Origin of the sequence: Ascidiaceihabitans donghaensis (assembly GCF_900302465.1) — a bacterium.
Taxonomy (GTDB): Bacteria; Pseudomonadota; Alphaproteobacteria; order Rhodobacterales; family Rhodobacteraceae; genus Ascidiaceihabitans; species Ascidiaceihabitans donghaensis.
In genome coordinates this window covers 1,266,980-1,282,959 of sequence record NZ_OMOR01000001.1, presented here as the reverse complement: position 1 = coordinate 1,282,959, position 15,980 = coordinate 1,266,980, and the positions used below count along the sequence as shown (strand labels likewise).

Annotated in this window: 18 protein-coding genes; 8 read left to right on the top strand and 10 right to left on the bottom strand. The window is 56.1% G+C overall.

Going from position 1 to position 15,980, the window contains the following annotated elements:
• The first annotated feature begins 13 nt into the window (after positions 1-13).
• The 3 genes from ASD8599_RS06410 to ASD8599_RS06400 are packed head-to-tail and all read left to right on the top strand — an operon-like array spanning position 14 to position 2,033.
• Positions 14-886, top strand: coding sequence for an S-methyl-5'-thioadenosine phosphorylase (locus ASD8599_RS06410; protein ID WP_108827767.1), 873 nt, complete (start codon positions 14-16; stop codon positions 884-886).
• Entirely contained in the window at positions 883-1,506 is a 624-nt protein-coding gene (locus tag ASD8599_RS06405) for a LysE family translocator (RefSeq protein ID WP_108827766.1), read from the top strand. Before ASD8599_RS06410 ends, ASD8599_RS06405 begins: the two co-directional genes overlap by 4 nt.
• Positions 1,503-2,033 (top strand): adenine phosphoribosyltransferase, encoded by a 531-nt coding sequence (locus tag ASD8599_RS06400; RefSeq protein ID WP_108827765.1) that lies wholly within the window; start codon positions 1,503-1,505, stop codon positions 2,031-2,033. Before ASD8599_RS06405 ends, ASD8599_RS06400 begins: the two co-directional genes overlap by 4 nt.
• Before the next feature lie 15 nt (positions 2,034-2,048).
• Here the strand turns inward: ASD8599_RS06400 and ASD8599_RS06395 are convergent, their stop codons facing one another.
• The 10 genes from ASD8599_RS06395 to coxB all read right to left on the bottom strand — a co-directional run bounded on the left by ASD8599_RS06395 (position 2,049) and on the right by coxB (position 10,920).
• Positions 2,049-3,461 (bottom strand): FAD-binding oxidoreductase, encoded by a 1,413-nt coding sequence (locus ASD8599_RS06395; RefSeq protein WP_108827764.1) that lies wholly within the window; start codon positions 3,459-3,461, stop codon positions 2,049-2,051.
• Positions 3,462-3,464: 3 nt separating this feature from the next.
• Positions 3,465-4,049: a GNAT family N-acetyltransferase gene (locus ASD8599_RS06390; protein ID WP_108827763.1), complete on the bottom strand. Its 585-nt coding sequence runs from the start codon at positions 4,047-4,049 to the stop codon at positions 3,465-3,467.
• Positions 4,049-5,311 carry a M16 family metallopeptidase gene (locus ASD8599_RS06385; protein WP_108827762.1) on the bottom strand — a complete coding sequence of 421 codons (1,263 nt, stop codon included), beginning with the start codon at positions 5,309-5,311 and terminating at the stop codon, positions 4,049-4,051. The genes ASD8599_RS06390 and ASD8599_RS06385 overlap by 1 nt, the downstream gene beginning before the upstream one ends.
• A complete protein-coding gene (thrC, locus tag ASD8599_RS06380; protein ID WP_108827761.1) occupies positions 5,308-6,696 on the bottom strand; it encodes a threonine synthase in 1,389 nt (462 codons plus the stop codon). The genes ASD8599_RS06385 and thrC overlap by 4 nt, the downstream gene beginning before the upstream one ends.
• A gap of 6 nt (positions 6,697-6,702) precedes the next feature.
• Positions 6,703-7,383 (bottom strand): SURF1 family protein, encoded by a 681-nt coding sequence (locus ASD8599_RS06375; protein ID WP_108827760.1) that lies wholly within the window; start codon positions 7,381-7,383, stop codon positions 6,703-6,705.
• Between the two features lie 107 nt (positions 7,384-7,490).
• On the bottom strand, positions 7,491-8,324 hold the full coding sequence (locus ASD8599_RS06370) for a cytochrome c oxidase subunit 3 (RefSeq protein ID WP_108827759.1): 834 nt from the start codon (positions 8,322-8,324) through the stop codon (positions 7,491-7,493).
• A gap of 12 nt (positions 8,325-8,336) precedes the next feature.
• Positions 8,337-8,912, bottom strand: a complete 576-nt coding sequence (locus ASD8599_RS06365) for a cytochrome c oxidase assembly protein (RefSeq protein ID WP_108830039.1) — start codon at positions 8,910-8,912, stop codon at positions 8,337-8,339.
• Positions 8,912-9,073, bottom strand: a complete 162-nt coding sequence (locus ASD8599_RS06360) for a cytochrome C oxidase assembly protein (protein WP_108827758.1) — start codon at positions 9,071-9,073, stop codon at positions 8,912-8,914. Before ASD8599_RS06360 ends, ASD8599_RS06365 begins: the two co-directional genes overlap by 1 nt.
• Positions 9,073-10,011 carry a heme o synthase gene (gene cyoE / locus ASD8599_RS06355; protein ID WP_108827757.1) on the bottom strand — a complete coding sequence of 313 codons (939 nt, stop codon included), beginning with the start codon at positions 10,009-10,011 and terminating at the stop codon, positions 9,073-9,075. Before cyoE ends, ASD8599_RS06360 begins: the two co-directional genes overlap by 1 nt.
• A gap of 60 nt (positions 10,012-10,071) precedes the next feature.
• Positions 10,072-10,920, bottom strand: a complete 849-nt coding sequence (gene coxB / locus ASD8599_RS06350) for a cytochrome c oxidase subunit II (protein WP_108827756.1) — start codon at positions 10,918-10,920, stop codon at positions 10,072-10,074.
• Positions 10,921-11,109: 189 nt separating this feature from the next.
• Here coxB and tldD point away from each other — a divergent pair, with 189 nt between their 5' ends.
• The 5 genes from tldD to ASD8599_RS06325 all read left to right on the top strand — a co-directional run bounded on the left by tldD (position 11,110) and on the right by ASD8599_RS06325 (position 15,977).
• The gene (gene tldD, locus ASD8599_RS06345) at positions 11,110-12,531 is read left to right on the top strand and encodes a metalloprotease TldD (protein ID WP_108827755.1); all 1,422 of its coding nucleotides are present in this window, start codon (positions 11,110-11,112) and stop codon (positions 12,529-12,531) included.
• Positions 12,532-12,641: 110 nt separating this feature from the next.
• On the top strand, positions 12,642-13,307 hold the full coding sequence (locus ASD8599_RS06340; RefSeq protein ID WP_108827754.1) for a GntR family transcriptional regulator: 666 nt from the start codon (positions 12,642-12,644) through the stop codon (positions 13,305-13,307).
• Positions 13,308-13,345: 38 nt separating this feature from the next.
• Entirely contained in the window at positions 13,346-14,359 is a 1,014-nt protein-coding gene (locus tag ASD8599_RS06335) for an ABC transporter substrate-binding protein (RefSeq protein ID WP_108827753.1), read from the top strand.
• Between the two features lie 63 nt (positions 14,360-14,422).
• Positions 14,423-15,190 (top strand): ABC transporter ATP-binding protein, encoded by a 768-nt coding sequence (locus ASD8599_RS06330; RefSeq protein ID WP_108827752.1) that lies wholly within the window; start codon positions 14,423-14,425, stop codon positions 15,188-15,190.
• Positions 15,183-15,977 (top strand): ABC transporter permease, encoded by a 795-nt coding sequence (locus ASD8599_RS06325; RefSeq protein ID WP_108827751.1) that lies wholly within the window; start codon positions 15,183-15,185, stop codon positions 15,975-15,977. Before ASD8599_RS06330 ends, ASD8599_RS06325 begins: the two co-directional genes overlap by 8 nt.
• The last annotated feature ends 3 nt before the right edge of the window (positions 15,978-15,980 follow it).

The window sequence follows — 15,980 nt, the reverse complement described above, 5'->3', positions numbered from 1 at the left end:
CAGGAGACACCCCATGACAAAAACCAAAATCGCTGTGATCGGCGGCTCGGGTATCTATGACATTGACGGATTGGAAAATGCCGAATGGACTGCTGTGGACACCCCATGGGGTGCACCTTCCGATCAAATTCTGACGGGTGTGTTGAATGGCGTCGATATGGCATTTTTACCCCGTCACGGGCGCGGGCACATACACAGTCCGACAACCGTGCCCTACCGCGCCAACATCGATGTACTGAAGCGGATCGGCGTTACAGATGTAATTTCAGTCTCCGCCTGCGGCAGCTTTCGTGAACAGATGGCCCCCGGTGATTTTGTTATTGTGGATCAATTCATTGATCGTACTTTCGCACGGGAAAAATCCTTTTTCGGAACCGGATGCGTGGCCCATGTCAGTGTGGCGCACCCCACCTGCCCCCGCCTGTCGGCCGCCTGCCTTGCAGCCGCTATCGATGCAGGTATTACAGTACACGACGGTGGCACCTATCTGGCGATGGAAGGGCCACAGTTCTCGACGCTTGCAGAAAGCAAAATGTACCGGGAAAGCTGGGGCGCGGATGTCATCGGCATGACCAATATGCCAGAGGCAAAGCTGGCCCGCGAAGCAGAGCTTTGCTATGCGTCCGTTGCCATGATCACAGACTACGACAGTTGGCACCCGGACCACGGCGAAGTTGATGTGACCCAGATCATCCAGACTTTGATGGGCAACGCCGACAAAGGCCGCGATATGGTGAAACGGTTGCCCGATTTGTTGGGGGCCACCCGCGAAGATTGCCCGCATGGCTGCGACAAGGCGTTGGAATATGCCATCCTGACGGGGCCCGATGCACGTGATCCTGCGCTGATGGCCAAACTGGATGCTGTGGCAGGACGGGTTTTATGACATTTGAACTTTGGTTGACCTTTTGTGCGGCGTCCATGGCACTGCTTTTGATCCCGGGCCCCACTGTGCTTTTGGTGCTCAGCTATGCGTTAAGCAAAGGACGCTCGGTTGCAGTTGCGTCCGCCGCCGGGGTGGCCCTTGGTGATCTGATCGCAATGTGCGCTTCACTGGCTGGACTTGGGGCCTTGGTATTGGCTTCAGCCACAGCGTTTACTGTGTTGAAATGGGCCGGCGCCGCCTATCTGATCTGGCTTGGGATAAAGCTGATGCGCTCTGCACCATCCGCCGGTTTGGGTGTTCCGCAGGCCGAGGTCACGGCCAAAAGCGTCTTTGGTCACACAGCGGCGGTCACTGCGCTCAACCCCAAGTCCATCGCATTTTTCATCGCGTTCGTTCCGCAATTCGTCACGCCCGAGGCGCCTTTGTTGCCGCAGTTTGCCATATTGGTGGCAACCTTTGTGGGTCTTGCAGCCGCCAACGCCTTGGCCTATGCGCTTCTGGCCGACAAAATGCGGCATATGGTTGGGCAACCACATATCATCACTTGGCTTACACGCGCAGGCGGGGCGACATTGGTCGCGATGGGCCTTCTTACCGCCACGCTCAGGAGAGCTGCATGAAAACTGTTCAGGATTACATCCGCACCATCCCCGACTTTCCCCACGAAGGGATCATGTTTCGGGATGTAACAACTTTGTTCGCCGATCCACGCGGATTTCGTTTGGCGATTGACCAACTGTTGCACCCTTATGTGGGCCAGCAGATTGACAAAGTGGTTGGGCTGGAAGCACGCGGGTTTATCTTGGGCGGAGCAATCGCGCATCAGCTGAGTGTGGGCTTTGTGCCGATCCGCAAAGCCGGCAAATTGCCCGGCAAAGTTATCTCGCAGGCTTATACTTTGGAATACGGTGAAGCGGTGATGGAAATTCACGACGACGCCGTGCAACCGGGCGAAAAAATTCTGGTTGTCGACGATCTTCTGGCAACCGGCGGCACCGCGGCGGCAGGTATTCAGCTTTTGGAACAATTGGGTGCAGACATTCTGTCTTGTGCCTTTGTGATTGACCTGCCCGAACTGGGTGGCCGTAAAAAACTGGAAGCCATGGGAATGGATGTATCCGTGTTATGCGAGTTTGACGGCGCTTAGGGTCAGGACCCACATTCAGGTGCGTAAAACAGCACCGGGGTTCATGATACCAAAAGGATCAATTGCGGTTTTGATGGCCCGCATCGCGGCCAATTTGGCCGGATCGCCGTAGCGTTCCAGATCGTCGACTTTCAAGCGGCCCACTCCGTGTTCTGCGCTGACAGAACCGCCAAGTTCATGCACCAGATCATGCACCACACGTTTAATTTCGTCACGTTCGTTCATGTGGTCGGCGCGGCTGCGGCCGGGCATCGGAAACACATTGTAGTGCAGATTGCCGTCCCCCACATGCCCAAAGCAATTGATGCGAAACTCTCCGAGTTTATCGATGCGGTGTCCTGCTGTGTCGATGAACTCTGCAAGGGCACCCAAAGGCACCGAAATGTCATGGGACGACACAGACCCTATGCGTCTGTTGGCTTCTGGAATATGCTCTCGCACCGACCAGAACGCATCAGATTGTGCCTGTGATTGTGCGATAATGCCGTCGCTGACCAAACCACGTTCCAACGCTGTCTCGAACAGTGTTTCCAAGGCATCTGCCGGGTTCATGGCTTTGGGCAGGCCCACTTCGATCAAAACGGACCATTGTGGGGCGACCGTGAATGGCCGACGCACATCAGGCAAAGTTTCTTCCAAAAAATCAATGCCTTGCTTATGGATCAGCTCAAACGCAGAAACAGATTCCCCAATCTGGTCACGGGCCAGCGCCAACAACGACAACGCAGCTTTGGGATTGTCCACGACCAACATAGCTGTGCCCGTTCGGGCCGGACGCGGCGATAGCTTCAGGGCTGCCGCAGTGATGATCCCAAGGGTTCCTTCCGATCCGATCAGCAAGTGCCGCACGTCATAGCCTGTGTTGTTTTTGCGCAGGCGTGACAGCCCATTCAGAATTTCGCCGTTTGGCAAAACGGCTTCGACCCCAAGGCACAGGTCCCTGGTGTTGCCATATCTTAACACCCCCGTTCCGCCAGCATTGGTGGCGAGGTTACCGCCGATGCGGGCGGTGCCTTCAGCCGCCAATGACAGCGGGAACAAGCGGTTCACCTCCTGCGCTGCCGCTTGAACGTCGGCCAAAATCACACCGGCTTCTGCAACCAATACGTTTTCTTCGGGGTAGACCGCGCGCACGGCATTCATCTTTTCCAGCGACAAAATCAATGGCGCAGGACCCTTCACCATCACTTGGCCACCGACCAGACCTGTGCCGCCGCCATACGGTACGATCCCGATTTTTTGCGCATTGCAAAACGCGACCAAAGCACTGACTTCATTGGTATTTCTAGGTTGCGCCACAAGCCCGCTGGACAGGTGATACCGCCCCCGCGGCTCCTCCAGATACCGCGCATCTGCGGGTTTAAATCTGTCGGAAGGCAACAGGTTTTGTAATTCTGCCCAATGGTCTTCAGTTAACGCATTCAGCATACTCTACCCCACATCAGTTTTTCCGCGTCGGTCACTGCGCAAGGCCGCATACAAGACATGGGTGCGCCAACGTCCGTCAATTTGCAAATAGGACTGGGCCACGCCCTCGTACTTGAATGAACATTTTTCCAACAACCCGCGAGACGCGGCATTCTCGGGCAAACAGGCCGCTTCAATCCGGCTTAGGTCCAATCGGGCAAACGCGTGATGCACCACGGCCAGAATGGCCTCGCGCATGTAACCGTTGCGGGCATAGCCCTGCCCCGTCCAATACCCCAAGGTGCCCGATTGCGACGGACCACGGCGAATGTTGTCTAAGGTGATGGCCCCCAGCAACCGGTCGTCTTCGCGCCGGATCAGGAACAGCGGCATCGCTGTGCCTCCCGACACTGATCTTTGCGCCCAATAGACACGGTTGGTAAACGCTTTGCGCGTCAGGTGATCCTTCGCCCAGCTCGGTTCCCATGGGCTTAGAAAACCATGGCTTTGCTGTCGCAACGCACTCCATGCGCGGAAGTCGGAATGAACCGGAGGGCGCAATGTCATACGCTCCGTTTCAATCCGCAATTTGCGCTTGGCCAATAGCATCAGGCGGCCCGTTGCTCCTGTAGACGGCTTAATGTCGGTGCCGCCTCGACCGGCCCATACAGGGCCAACGCCGGTGTTGCGGTTGCGGCCATTGCTTCAGCAAATGCCCGCACGTCCCCCGTGGTCACAGCATCAATCATCGACACGGTTTCCTCCAAGGGCGGGACACGATCCCAGATTTGGACAAGACGCGCGAGACGTTCTGCCCGGTTAGAGGAACTTTCCAGCCCCATCAACAAACCGGCTTTCATTTGCGCCCGCGCCCGCGCCACCTCTGCGGGTGACATGTCTTCGGCGGCGCGCTTCATTTCGTCGATTGTGATCGACGCCAAATCCGCCACCTCATCGCCCGATGTACCAGCATAGACCGTCATCATGCCTGTGTCGGCATAGGCCCCGGCCTGCGCAAAGATCGTATAACACAAGCCGCGCTTTTCACGGATTTCTTGAAACAACCGCGACGACATGCCCCCACCCAATGCACTGGCATAGATTTGCGCCACGTAAATATCATCAGCGCGGTAGCCCGGGCTTTCAAACCCAAGCGCAAAATGCGCCTGTTCCAAAGGTTTGATCTGACGCGTTTCGCCCCCGATGAATTTGGCAGGGGCCACATCAAACTTGGGTGTTGGTTTGAGGCGCCCAAAGAGACTTTCGGCCAATTTGACCAACGCATCATGATCAACAGCACCTGCAGCCGACAAAATCATCTGTTCCGGACCGTAGTGCGATCCAACAAAATCCGACAGATCCTGCTGTGTGAATGATGACACGCGTTCCGATGGTCCTAATATCGTGCGGCCCATCGGTTGATCCGGAAAAGCTTCTTCCTGAAGCCAATCAAAGATCACATCATCCGGCGTATCCAATGCCTGACCGATCTCTTGCAAGATCACGCCGCGTTCGACCTCAATCTCGCTGTCTTCAAACACAGGGTTCAGCAAAATATCCGCCAAAACATCCAGCGCCAAAGGCACGTCGTTTTCCAAAACGCGAGCGTAGTAGGCCGTGACCTCGCGGCTGGTGTAGGCGTTGATATAGCCGCCTACATCTTCGATGGCTTCTGCGATCTGCAACGCCGACCGGCGCTCTGTGCCCTTAAAAGCCATGTGTTCCAGAAAATGCGCGATCCCGTTTTGCTGTGGCATCTCATGGCGTGCGCCTGCGCCCACCCAGATCCCCACAGTTGTCGAAGCCAGACCCGGCATGTGTTCTGTAACGATGCGAAAGCCATTGGACAGGCGGTGCGTTTGCAAGCTCATGAGCGGATGTTCTTTCGAATATGATCCATCAATGCGTCAAGGTTGTCGGGTACCCGCGTGACGCGTTCCGACCTGTCATAAAGGTCATCCATGCGTGGGGGAAGAGGGGGATGTACATCAGATGCCGCTTCGACCGCTGCTGGGAATTTCGCAGGATGCGCTGTGGCCAAGGTAATCATCGGTGTACCTGTAACGCGCTGTTCTTCAGCTACTTTCACACCAATCGCCGAATGGGGGCACAACAATTCCCCTGTAGATGCCAAGGCCGCCTTAATTGTCGCACGGGTGTCCTCTTCCGATGCGCGTCCAGAATCGTAGTGGCTTTGCAAAACCTGCATTGCGCCTTGGCTGACGTCAAAACCACCAGCTTTCAGTTCATCCATCAACTGTGCAACCGCGGCACCGTCCCGATCATAGGCGTCAAACAATGCCCGTTCAAAGTTGGAGCTGACCTGAATATCCATAGACGGGCTGATCGAGGGCACGGTGTCCCCCTTATGGTAGCCTTTGCCTTTCAGACAACGGTCCAGAATGTCGTTTTGATTGGTGGCCACAACCAGACGGTCAATCGGCAAGCCCATCTGTTTGGCGATGTAGCCTGCGAAAATGTCGCCAAAATTGCCTGTTGGCACGGTAAAGCTGATTTTGCGGTGAGGGGCGCCAAGGCTAACGGCAGAACTGAAATAGTACACCACCTGCGCAAGCACCCGCGCCCAATTGATCGAATTGACCCCGGCAAGACGCACGCCATCGCGGAAATCGAAGTCATTGAACATATCTTTAAGGCGCGCCTGACACGCGTCAAAATCCCCGTCCATGGCCAAAGCATGCACATTGTCCTCTGTGGGTGTCGTCATTTGACGGCGCTGCACCTCGGAAATCCGGCCATGAGGGTACAGAATAAAGACATCAACATTGTCCAAACCCCGAAAGGCCTCAATGGCGGCGGACCCTGTGTCCCCGGACGTGGCCCCCACAATTGTCACACGTTCGTTCCGCCGCGACAGGGCCGTTTGGAACAATTGGCCGATAAGCTGCATTGCAAAGTCTTTGAAAGCAAGCGTCGGGCCATGAAACAGCTCTAGCAAGAAATGCCCTTGATCCAATTGCACCAAAGGCGCACGGGCGTCGTGGCCGAACCCTGCATAAGCTTTGGCAATGATCGCCTTGAAATCATCATCGCTGAACGTGTCACCCACAAACGGCCGCATCACCGTAAAGGCGATCTCTTCGTAGCTTTGCCCTTCCATTGCGGCGATTGTGGCGTGATCCAACGTCGGGATCACTTCGGGCACATACAGCCCGCCATCGCGGGCAAGGCCCGACAACATGGCATCTTCAAAGCTAAGCGCGGGGGCTTTGCCCCGGGTCGAGATGTATTTCACGAAACTTTACTCTGTTTTGGCGCGGCGTCCGCGCGTGAGGAAATAGGCGGTCATCGCCAGCCAAATCGCAGCCAGCGAGAACCAGGTTATGGCGTATTGCAGATGGTTGTTGGGGATGTTTCCGGTCTCTACGGGCCATGGTGTGACACCCAGATCGACCTGAGGCGTCTCTGAAAGCACCATCAGTACAGGGCCCACCCCAAGTATCTGCGCCATGGCATCCACGTCGCGGGCAAACCAGACATTGTCTATCACATCCGGGTCCGGTGTGAATTGGTCGATTTCCTGCGGGCGGTCCAAATTGCCTTTGATCTGGACCCGGTCCATGGGTGCAGGCGCTACAGTGTCCGCTGTGCGTTGCCACCCTGTATCGACCAAAATCGTGCCAATGCTGTTTGACTGAAAAGGGCGAATGATACGGTACACGGGCCCGATGGTCTTGCGCGATGCCAGCACCCGCAAGTGGCCTTCCAAAAACACGCCGCTGGCTTTGACGGGGCTATAGCGGTTGTCTGCATCCGCGACCAACTCTGGCGTCAGGGCACGGGGGGACGCTGTTGCGCGGGCTTCGATTTCAGCCAAAAGGCCCTGTTTCCATGCCAGTCTCTGGACCTGCCACGTGCCAAGACTGATCAAAATGCCAGCGCCGCCCAGGCCGAAAATCACAAAGAAGAAGATACGCGACATCAGTGCAGTGGCTCCGAACAGCAAAGGCGCGTGAAAGTCTCACGCGCCTTACGGGTTTTAAGGGTTTCGAGGTTTAGTGCAAGCCAAACCACTGCAGATCACAAGGCTTAGACGCCCCAGAGATACACGGCGAAGAACAAGAACAACCAAACCACATCAACGAAGTGCCAGTACCAAGCAGCGGCTTCGAAACCGATGTGTTGTTTGGGGGTGAAATCACCCTTCATTGCCCGCACCAAACACACCGTCAAAAAGATCGTCCCGATCAAAACGTGGAAGCCGTGGAAGCCTGTGGCCATAAAGAAGTTAGAGAAGAATTCGTCCCCGCCAAATTCCCAGCCTTGCTTCAGAAGGTAGCCATATTCGTAGGCTTGCAATGCAGTGAACAAAACGCCCAAAGCGATAGAAATCGACAAGCCTGTAATCAGGTCTTTGCGGTTGTTTTCATGAACCAATGCGTGGTGCGCCCACGTCACGGCACAACCCGACAACAGCAACACAAGCGTGTTGATCAAAGGCAAGTGCAGCGCATCGACCTGATAGAAGATCGGGGCGACGTATTCGGTGCCGGCGTAGTCTTCCATTGGGTAAATAGCATGTTTGAAGAATGACCAGAACCATGCCGCAAAAAACATCACTTCGGACATAATAAACAGGATCACACCATAGCGCAGGCCGATTTGGACCACTGGTGTGTGATCGCCAATTTTGGCTTCGGCAACACATTCTGCCCACCAACCAAACATCACGTAAAGCACAGCGGCCAGCCCCATCAGGAACATCCAAGGGCCAGACAGTTCAACGGATTTGAAGAAGATCGTCAAACCGCCCGACATCCAGACGACCGCGCCAAACAGCATGACAAAACCGCCAACTGCGCCCAGCAGCGGCCACGTTGAGGGAGCGAGGATATGATAGTCGTGATTTTTTGCGTGGGCCATTAGAAGCGTCCCTTAGTTCAGGTTGGTGTCATTGTCTGTCTCAACGGCTGCAAAGCCTTCGGGCAGATCGATTTCGTAAAATGTATAACTCAGCGTGATCGTGTGCACGTATTTTCCGTCGCGGTCATCAACAATTTCCGGATCCACATAGAACGTGACGGGCATCATGACGCGTTCACCGGGGGCCAAAACCTGCTCTTCGAAGCAAAAACAGTCGATTTTGTTGAAAAAGTAACCCGCTTGATACGGGGCAACATTGTAGCTGGCGGACCCTGCGATGGGGCGGTCCGTCGGGTTATAGGCCTCGTAGAAAGCCAATCCCGTTTCGCCAATCCGCAATTCCATTTCGCGCACTTCAGGCTTGAAGTCCCACGACATATCCGCGTCCAGCGACGCGTCAAAACGGACTTTTATAGTCTGATCCAGGACGTCCTCGGATGCCACTTCCGACACGCCCGTGGTGCCACCAAAGCCGGTCACACGGCAGAACCAATCGTAGAACGGCACCGACGCCCAGGCCAGCCCGCCCATAACAACAACCAAAGCCACTGTTTGAGCGACAGTTTTTTGAGGACCTTCAAGCCGCATCATTGCAGTTCTTCCGCACGCGGCAGTTCAAAATCACCGCTTGTGACTTTTGTGAACGTCAAGGCAAGCACCAACACCACAAAGGCGGCCAGCATCAGGCCGACGCCCACATTACGCCCTTTGCGACGGCTGTGGATTTCATGTTCTGCTTTAATCGCCATTACCAGCCTCCCAGACCCCAAGGACGCAACAACGCCTCGGCCAGAATAGCACCGAAGTGCAAGAAGAGATAAAGAAGGGAAAGTTTGAAGAATTTCTTTTCAACCGCGTAATCGTCTTGGTCGGCGATGATTTCATCGCGCTGCCAAATATCATAGGCCCCCTTCAGGAACAGTGCATTCAAGATCACAGCGGCCAAAAGATAGATCGGGCCGCCAATGGACGTGAAGCCCGTACCGACAGCCAAAACAGCCAGCAAAACAGTATACGCCAGAATGTGGCGACGGGTTGAAGGACGCCCGTGGGTCACTGTCAACATCGGCACGCCCGCATCATCGTAGTCAGACCGCATGAACAGTGCCAATGCCCAGAAATGGGGCGGCGTCCACATAAAGATCAATGCAAACATCAGCCAAGGTTCAACGGCCATAGACCCGGTTGCCACAACCCAGCCGATCACAGGCGGAAAGGCCCCAGCCGCACCACCAATAACGATGTTCTGCGGCGTCGCGCGTTTCAACCACATGGAATAAACGACCACATAGAAAAAGATGGTAAAAGCCAAAAGACCAGCCGCAAGCAAATTGGCTGACAGCGCCAGCATCATCACCGCAAGGCCGGAAAGTGCCACACCAAGGTTCAGCGCTTCGCCCGGCTGGACCTTGCCTGCGGGGATGGGACGCTTTGCGGTGCGCTTCATCACCTGATCAATGTCTGCATCCCACCACATGTTCAGCGACCCCGAAGCCCCTGCCCCGATGGCGATAAACAAGATCGACGCAAACCCGATGACCGGATGCACAGACACCGGCGCCGCAAGCAGGCCAACCACGGCCGTGAACACCACCAATTGCATGACACGAGGCTTCATCAGCTCATAGTAGTCACGCAAAGAGGGCTCTGCCTCTTGGGATTGGGGGGAATAGCTGACGTCAGTCATGGGCTGGCTGTCCTCAATGAATGCGATGCGAATAGGCGGGGATTACACCCCGCCCAGCGCTTAGTTGGATGCGACCTGAATTGCAGCTGGCGCCTCTGCATATTCGTCGATAGCGCCCTTCAACCATGCGTCATACGCTTCTTGGCTGACAACTTTGACGGTGATCGGCATGTAGGCGTGGTCTTTGCCGCACAGCTCTGAACACTGGCCAAAGTAAATGCCTTCTTTTTCGGCAGCGAACCACAGCTCTGCCAGACGGCCCGGCACGGCGTCTTGCTTTACACCAAAGGCCGGAATTGTCCATGCGTGGATCACGTCCGCGCCTGTCACTTGCATAACGACGGTTTTCCCTACTGGCACAACCACAGAGGTGTCAGTGGCCAGCAGGTATTCACGTTGCGAATAACCGGCCGCTTCCAGATCTTCGCGTGGCAACATGAAGCTGTCGAACGCGAACTCGTGGTCTACATATTCATAGCCCCAGTACCATTGGTAACCTGTGACCTTGATCGTGATGTCGGCTTCGGGAATTTCTTGCTGCTTGAACAAGATCGGCAAGGAAAACGCGCCGATAAAGACCAGAATGACGATAGGGATAACTGTCCATGCTACTTCCACAGGTGAGTGGTGCGTGAAAGAGGCCGCTTCAGGGTTGCGCTTGCGGTTATAGCGATACGCCGCCCACAACAGCAGACCCGTGACAAACAACGTGATGACGGTGCAAACCACCAACAACATGCCATCCAGCCATTGAAGGTCTTCTGCCAGTTCCGTCGCAGCAGGCTGGAAGCCCATCTTGCCGTCGACCGGCGCCCCGATGATTTCCAGATCGCCCAAAGCGTCTTGTGCAAACGCAGGTGCCGCCGCGAAGGCCGCAAAAAGGCCAGAGAATGAGAATAGGTTTTTCATGTGTCGTCCTGATCTTGTGATCGCTTTGGGTTCGGGTGAAAGGTCAATCGCGCGCACCGCTTTCGCCTCCCGTTGTATTATCGTCGCTTACAATCATATTCTTAACTCAAGATAAAGTCTTTTGAGGCGCGGCAAACGGACGCTTTTTGTGTAAAGCGAAGGAAAGCCGCCAAAAACAGGAACACAATTATGGCCGATGCCCCCTTTTCTCCGTTCGAATCCAATCTGGATCGTGACGCCGCCCTGACCCATTTGCGCAGTGCAACAGCGGGCGCAGACGACGGAGAGCTGTTTTTGGAACGCCGCAGATCGGAAGCTATGGTGTTCGACGATGGCCGTTTGAAAACCGCCAGCTATGACGCATCCGAAGGCTTCGGGCTGCGTGCGGTGCGCGGCGATGTCGCAGGCTATGCCCATTCAACGGACATCTCCGAATCTGCACTAAAACGCGCAACCGAAACCGCCCGTCTGGCTGTTGGCGGTGGCGGTGGCACATGGGCTGACGCGCCGCAGGCCACAAATGAACGGCTTTATACCGATGAAGATCCCATCGCGGGTGCTGCGTTCCCCGTAAAACTGGACACGCTGCGCGACATGGATGCCTTCGCCCGCGATCTTGATTCGCGCGTGGTCCAGGTCACGGCCAGCATCGCCGCATCCCTGCAAGAGATCGAGATTCTGCGCCCTGAAGGCACATCGGTGCGTGATGTGCGCCCCATGACCCGCGTGAATGTATCGATCATCGTTGAACAGAATGGTCGCCGCGAATCTGGGTCGGCAGGCGGCGGCGGGCGCGTTGGGCTGGACGGCTTACTGGACCCCACCGACTGGCAAGGCAAAATCCGCGAAGCGCTGCGCGTGGCTGTTGTGAATTTGGACGCCGTCCCTGCCCCTGCAGGCATCATGGACGTGGTGCTTGGCCCCGGCTGGCCGGGCATTTTGCTGCACGAAGCCATCGGGCACGGGCTTGAAGGGGACTTCAACCGCAAAGGCACCTCTGCTTTTGCAGGGCTGATGGGCCAACGGATCGCGGCCCCCGGCGTCACCGTTTTGGACGACGGCACGATTCCCGACCGTCGCGGATCAATCACTGTGGACGATGAAGGCACGCCTTCCGCCAAGAACACGCTGATCGAGGACGGAATACTGGTCGGCTACATGCAAGACCGTCAAAACGCCCGCCTGATGGGTGTCAAAGCCACCGGAAACGGGCGCCGCGAAAGCTACGCCCATGCCCCGATGCCGCGCATGACCAACACCTACATGCTGGGTGGCGATGTGGCCCCCGGTGACATCGTAGCGGACCTGAAAGATGGCATTTATGCCGTTGGCTTTGGTGGCGGTCAGGTTGACATCACCAACGGCAAGTTTGTTTTCAGCTGCACGGAAGCTTACCGCGTGCGGAACGGCGTTGTGGGTGAGGCCGTGAACGGCGCGACGCTGATCGGGGATGGGGCCACCGCCCTGAAACATATCCGCGCGATCGGCAACGACATGGCGCTTGATCCCGGCATGGGCAACTGCGGCAAAGCGGGCCAATGGGTGCCAGTGGGTGTTGGCCAGCCGACATTGATGATTGGCGGGTTAACGGTCGGAGGTTCAGCAGCTTAGGGTCCTGCCCCTAGGCCCAACCCCGTAAGCACAAGTCGCACCGCAAAGGTTGACAGAAGTGTGTAACCAAATCTAAAAATATCCAATATTTTTAGATTTGCGGAACATAAATGATCTTCACCAGCAAGAAATCTGACGACAGCACCATCGTTGAACTGCTGGCGTCATCCTTGCGGCGCGACATTGCGTTTGGGACGCTGTTGCCGGACCAAAAGCTTAAAATTAACGAACTGCGCACCCGCTATGGCGGATCAAACCATTCCATGCGGGAAACGCTGCGCATTTTATCGACCGAAGGTCTGGTAGAAGCCACGGCCCAGCGCGGGTTCCGTGTTACCTCTGCCACCGAGGACGATGTGCGTGATATTCAACTGGTGCGGGTTGAGGTCGAAAAAGTGGCTTTGGCCCGCGCCATCGCTTTGGGCGACGTGGCCTGGGAGGGACGCGTTATGGCAGCGCATCACGCATTGCAAAAAGCCGAAAGCATGGCTGCAACCGATCCCGATGATCTGGTGGCCTTGGAATGGGACGAAGCCTGCCGTGCGTTTTCCTATGCGCTGTTGCAGGCTTGCGACAGCCCGCGCCTTATTGATTTGCACCGTAAGTTCTTTGATCAAAGCCGGCGGTTCCGGTTGGCCCAAATGCGCGAAGGACGACTGGACTGGACGGCCCGCAGGCTGCGCCAAAAAGGTCTGCTGGATGCAGTGTTGTCGCGCAACGAAACGGATGCGCTGCGCCTTCTACAAGAAGATGTAGAGGCAGAGCTGCGACATTAATCAAAACGCAAAACAAGTGATCAATCTGGGAGGATAACATGACACTATTCAATCGCCGAAAGGCACTGGCCCTGATGGGCGGCACAGTTGCGGCTTCGGGGCTGGCGGCCCCTGCTTTGGCTTCAAACCGAAAGATCAAAGTGGGTGCGTTGCGCTTTACATCCCACTCCGGCAATTTTGTAGCCTACGAGCGCGGCTATTTCGCCGAAGCCGGTCTGGATGTTGAGTTCGAATTTTTCCAAGCGGCCCAACCTATGGCCGTGGCCATTGCGTCAGGCGACGTGGACTATGCGGTCACGGCTGTGTCCGGCGGTCTGATCAATTTGGCCGAAAAAGGTGCCATTAAGGTGATTGGCGGCGCTTTAAGCGAAGAGGCGGGCATCGACGGGCAAAAATACCTGATTTCCGATGCGTCCTATCAGGCCGGCATCACATCGCTGAAAGATCTGGACGGCAAGACCTACGCCGTGACCCAAGCCGGGTCGTCCTTCCATTATATGGGATCCAAGATGGCTGCAGCAGAAGGCATTGATCTGCGCTTTACCCCCTTGCAAAAGGTCGGCGCGATCATTGGCGCGATGAAGTCCGGCCAAGTGGACGTATGGTCCATCGTTCCGCATATCGCCAAGCCGCTGGCCAAGGCGGGCGCATGGCACATGGTTGGCAATGTTTCGGACTATGTACCGGACTATCAGGTCACGACCGTTTTCACCTCGGCCAAGAATGCCGCAGACGAACGCGGCATGACCGAAAGCTTCCTTGCGGGCTTTTCCAAGGGTGTTGATGATTACGCCGCGGCGATGATCGATGGCACGGCAGATCAGGACGCCATGATCGATCTGATTCACAAATATGTCTACACGGACCGCGAACGGGCAAAAGCCGCACCATCCATCGTTAACGGCACGATGCGGATCAACAAGGGCGCGGCCCTGAACATCGCATCCATCAAGGACCAGCTTGCGTGGTTCCAGTCCGAGGGTCTGGTGGACACGGATATTTCGATCGAACAGCTGGTTGACCCGTCCTATGTGGACATGATTGGCGCTTGATCACCATATCATCACCGGGGCTTGCATGACGCTGGCCCCGTTTTCACTTGTGAAGGGTCCCCAATGGACATTCGGTTGGACGGCATTGGCCATTTCTATGATGATTTCGAAGTTATGCGAGACATCTCGCTGGACATTCCAAGCGGTCAGATCGTGTGTATCGTTGGCCCGTCCGGTTGCGGAAAATCGACTTTGTTGCGCTTTATTGGCGGGCTGGAGCGCCCCCAAAAGGGCCGTGTCCTGCAGGTGGGGGATGCACCGCGGGGGTGCCTGAACCCATTGACCTATATCTTTCAGGATTTCGCGCTGCTGCCGTGGCGGTCGGTGGCGGGCAATATTTCTTTGGTGCTTGAGGATCACGGAATCAAAGGGGCTGCGGCCAAAACAATTATCGCAGATGTACTGGCGCGCACCAAATTGACGGATTTCGCAGGGGCGCTGCCCAAGCAACTGTCGGGGGGAATGAAGCAACGCGTGGCCATTGCCCGCGCACTTGCAGTGAACCCGGCTGTGATGCTGATGGACGAACCGCTGTCGGCATTAGACAGCCAGACCCGTGAGTTGTTGATGGACGATCTGGTTGAGCTGTGGACCCGCCAGCCGTTTACGGCCATCTATGTCACACACAATCTGGCCGAAGCCGTGCGCCTCGGCCACAAAGTCGTGGTCCTGTCACGCCGTCCGGGCCAAATCCGTGAAATTGTTGAGATCGACAAACCCCTGTCCCAGCGTGAATTCGGTGATGCCGATCTAGACCGCGCCCAAAAACAACTTTGGCAGTTGATGCGCGACGAAGCGCGCGCTGCCGATCAGGAGCTGCTGCATGGATAATGCCGGAAAATCAGTTGCGTTTCGGGGCGGTGGTTTCGCACCGCAATCGCGCCGTTGGGTGGGTGTTGCGGTCTTTGTGGCGCTGATCCTTTTGACGGAATGGGGCACACGTGCAGGCTGGATTTCGTCGCTGTCCTTGCCCCGCCCGTCGGATGTTCTGGACACATTTCGCAAACTTTATGACAGCGGTTTGCTGTTCAAGCACCTGTTCCCCAGCCTGTCACGTCTGTTTGTCGGCGCGTTGATCGGCGCCAGCGTCGGCATCAGTGTCGGCATCCTGATCGGTCTGTTTTCTTATGTGCGCTCAGGGCTTGTGCCTTTGGTCGCGGCCATTTTTCCGATCCCCAAGATCGCACTTTTGCCGCTGTTCGTGATCTGGTTTGGCATTGGAGAAGGATCAAAATACGCATTGATCGCCTTTGGCACCTTCACCCCTACCGTTGTCGCAACCTATGGCGCGGTTGACAATGTGGACCGCACCTTGATCCGCATGGGCCAAAGTTTTGGACTGTCTTGGTGGTCGATTGTGCGCAAGATCGTTCTGCCTGGGGCCATGCCGGGCATTCTGTCCGGTCTCAGGATCAGCTTGGCGATTGCCATTATCCTATTGGTTGCAGCAGAAATGCTTGGGGCTGAATATGGCATCGGGGCCTATATCCTTGAGGCGGGATCGCTTTACGATCTTGAACGGTTGTTTGCAGGTGTTGTGATCTTGTCCTTGCTTGGGGTTTTGATCAGTGCCGTGATTGGAGTATTCGAGCGACGATTGCTGGGGTGGCGCACGTGAAGT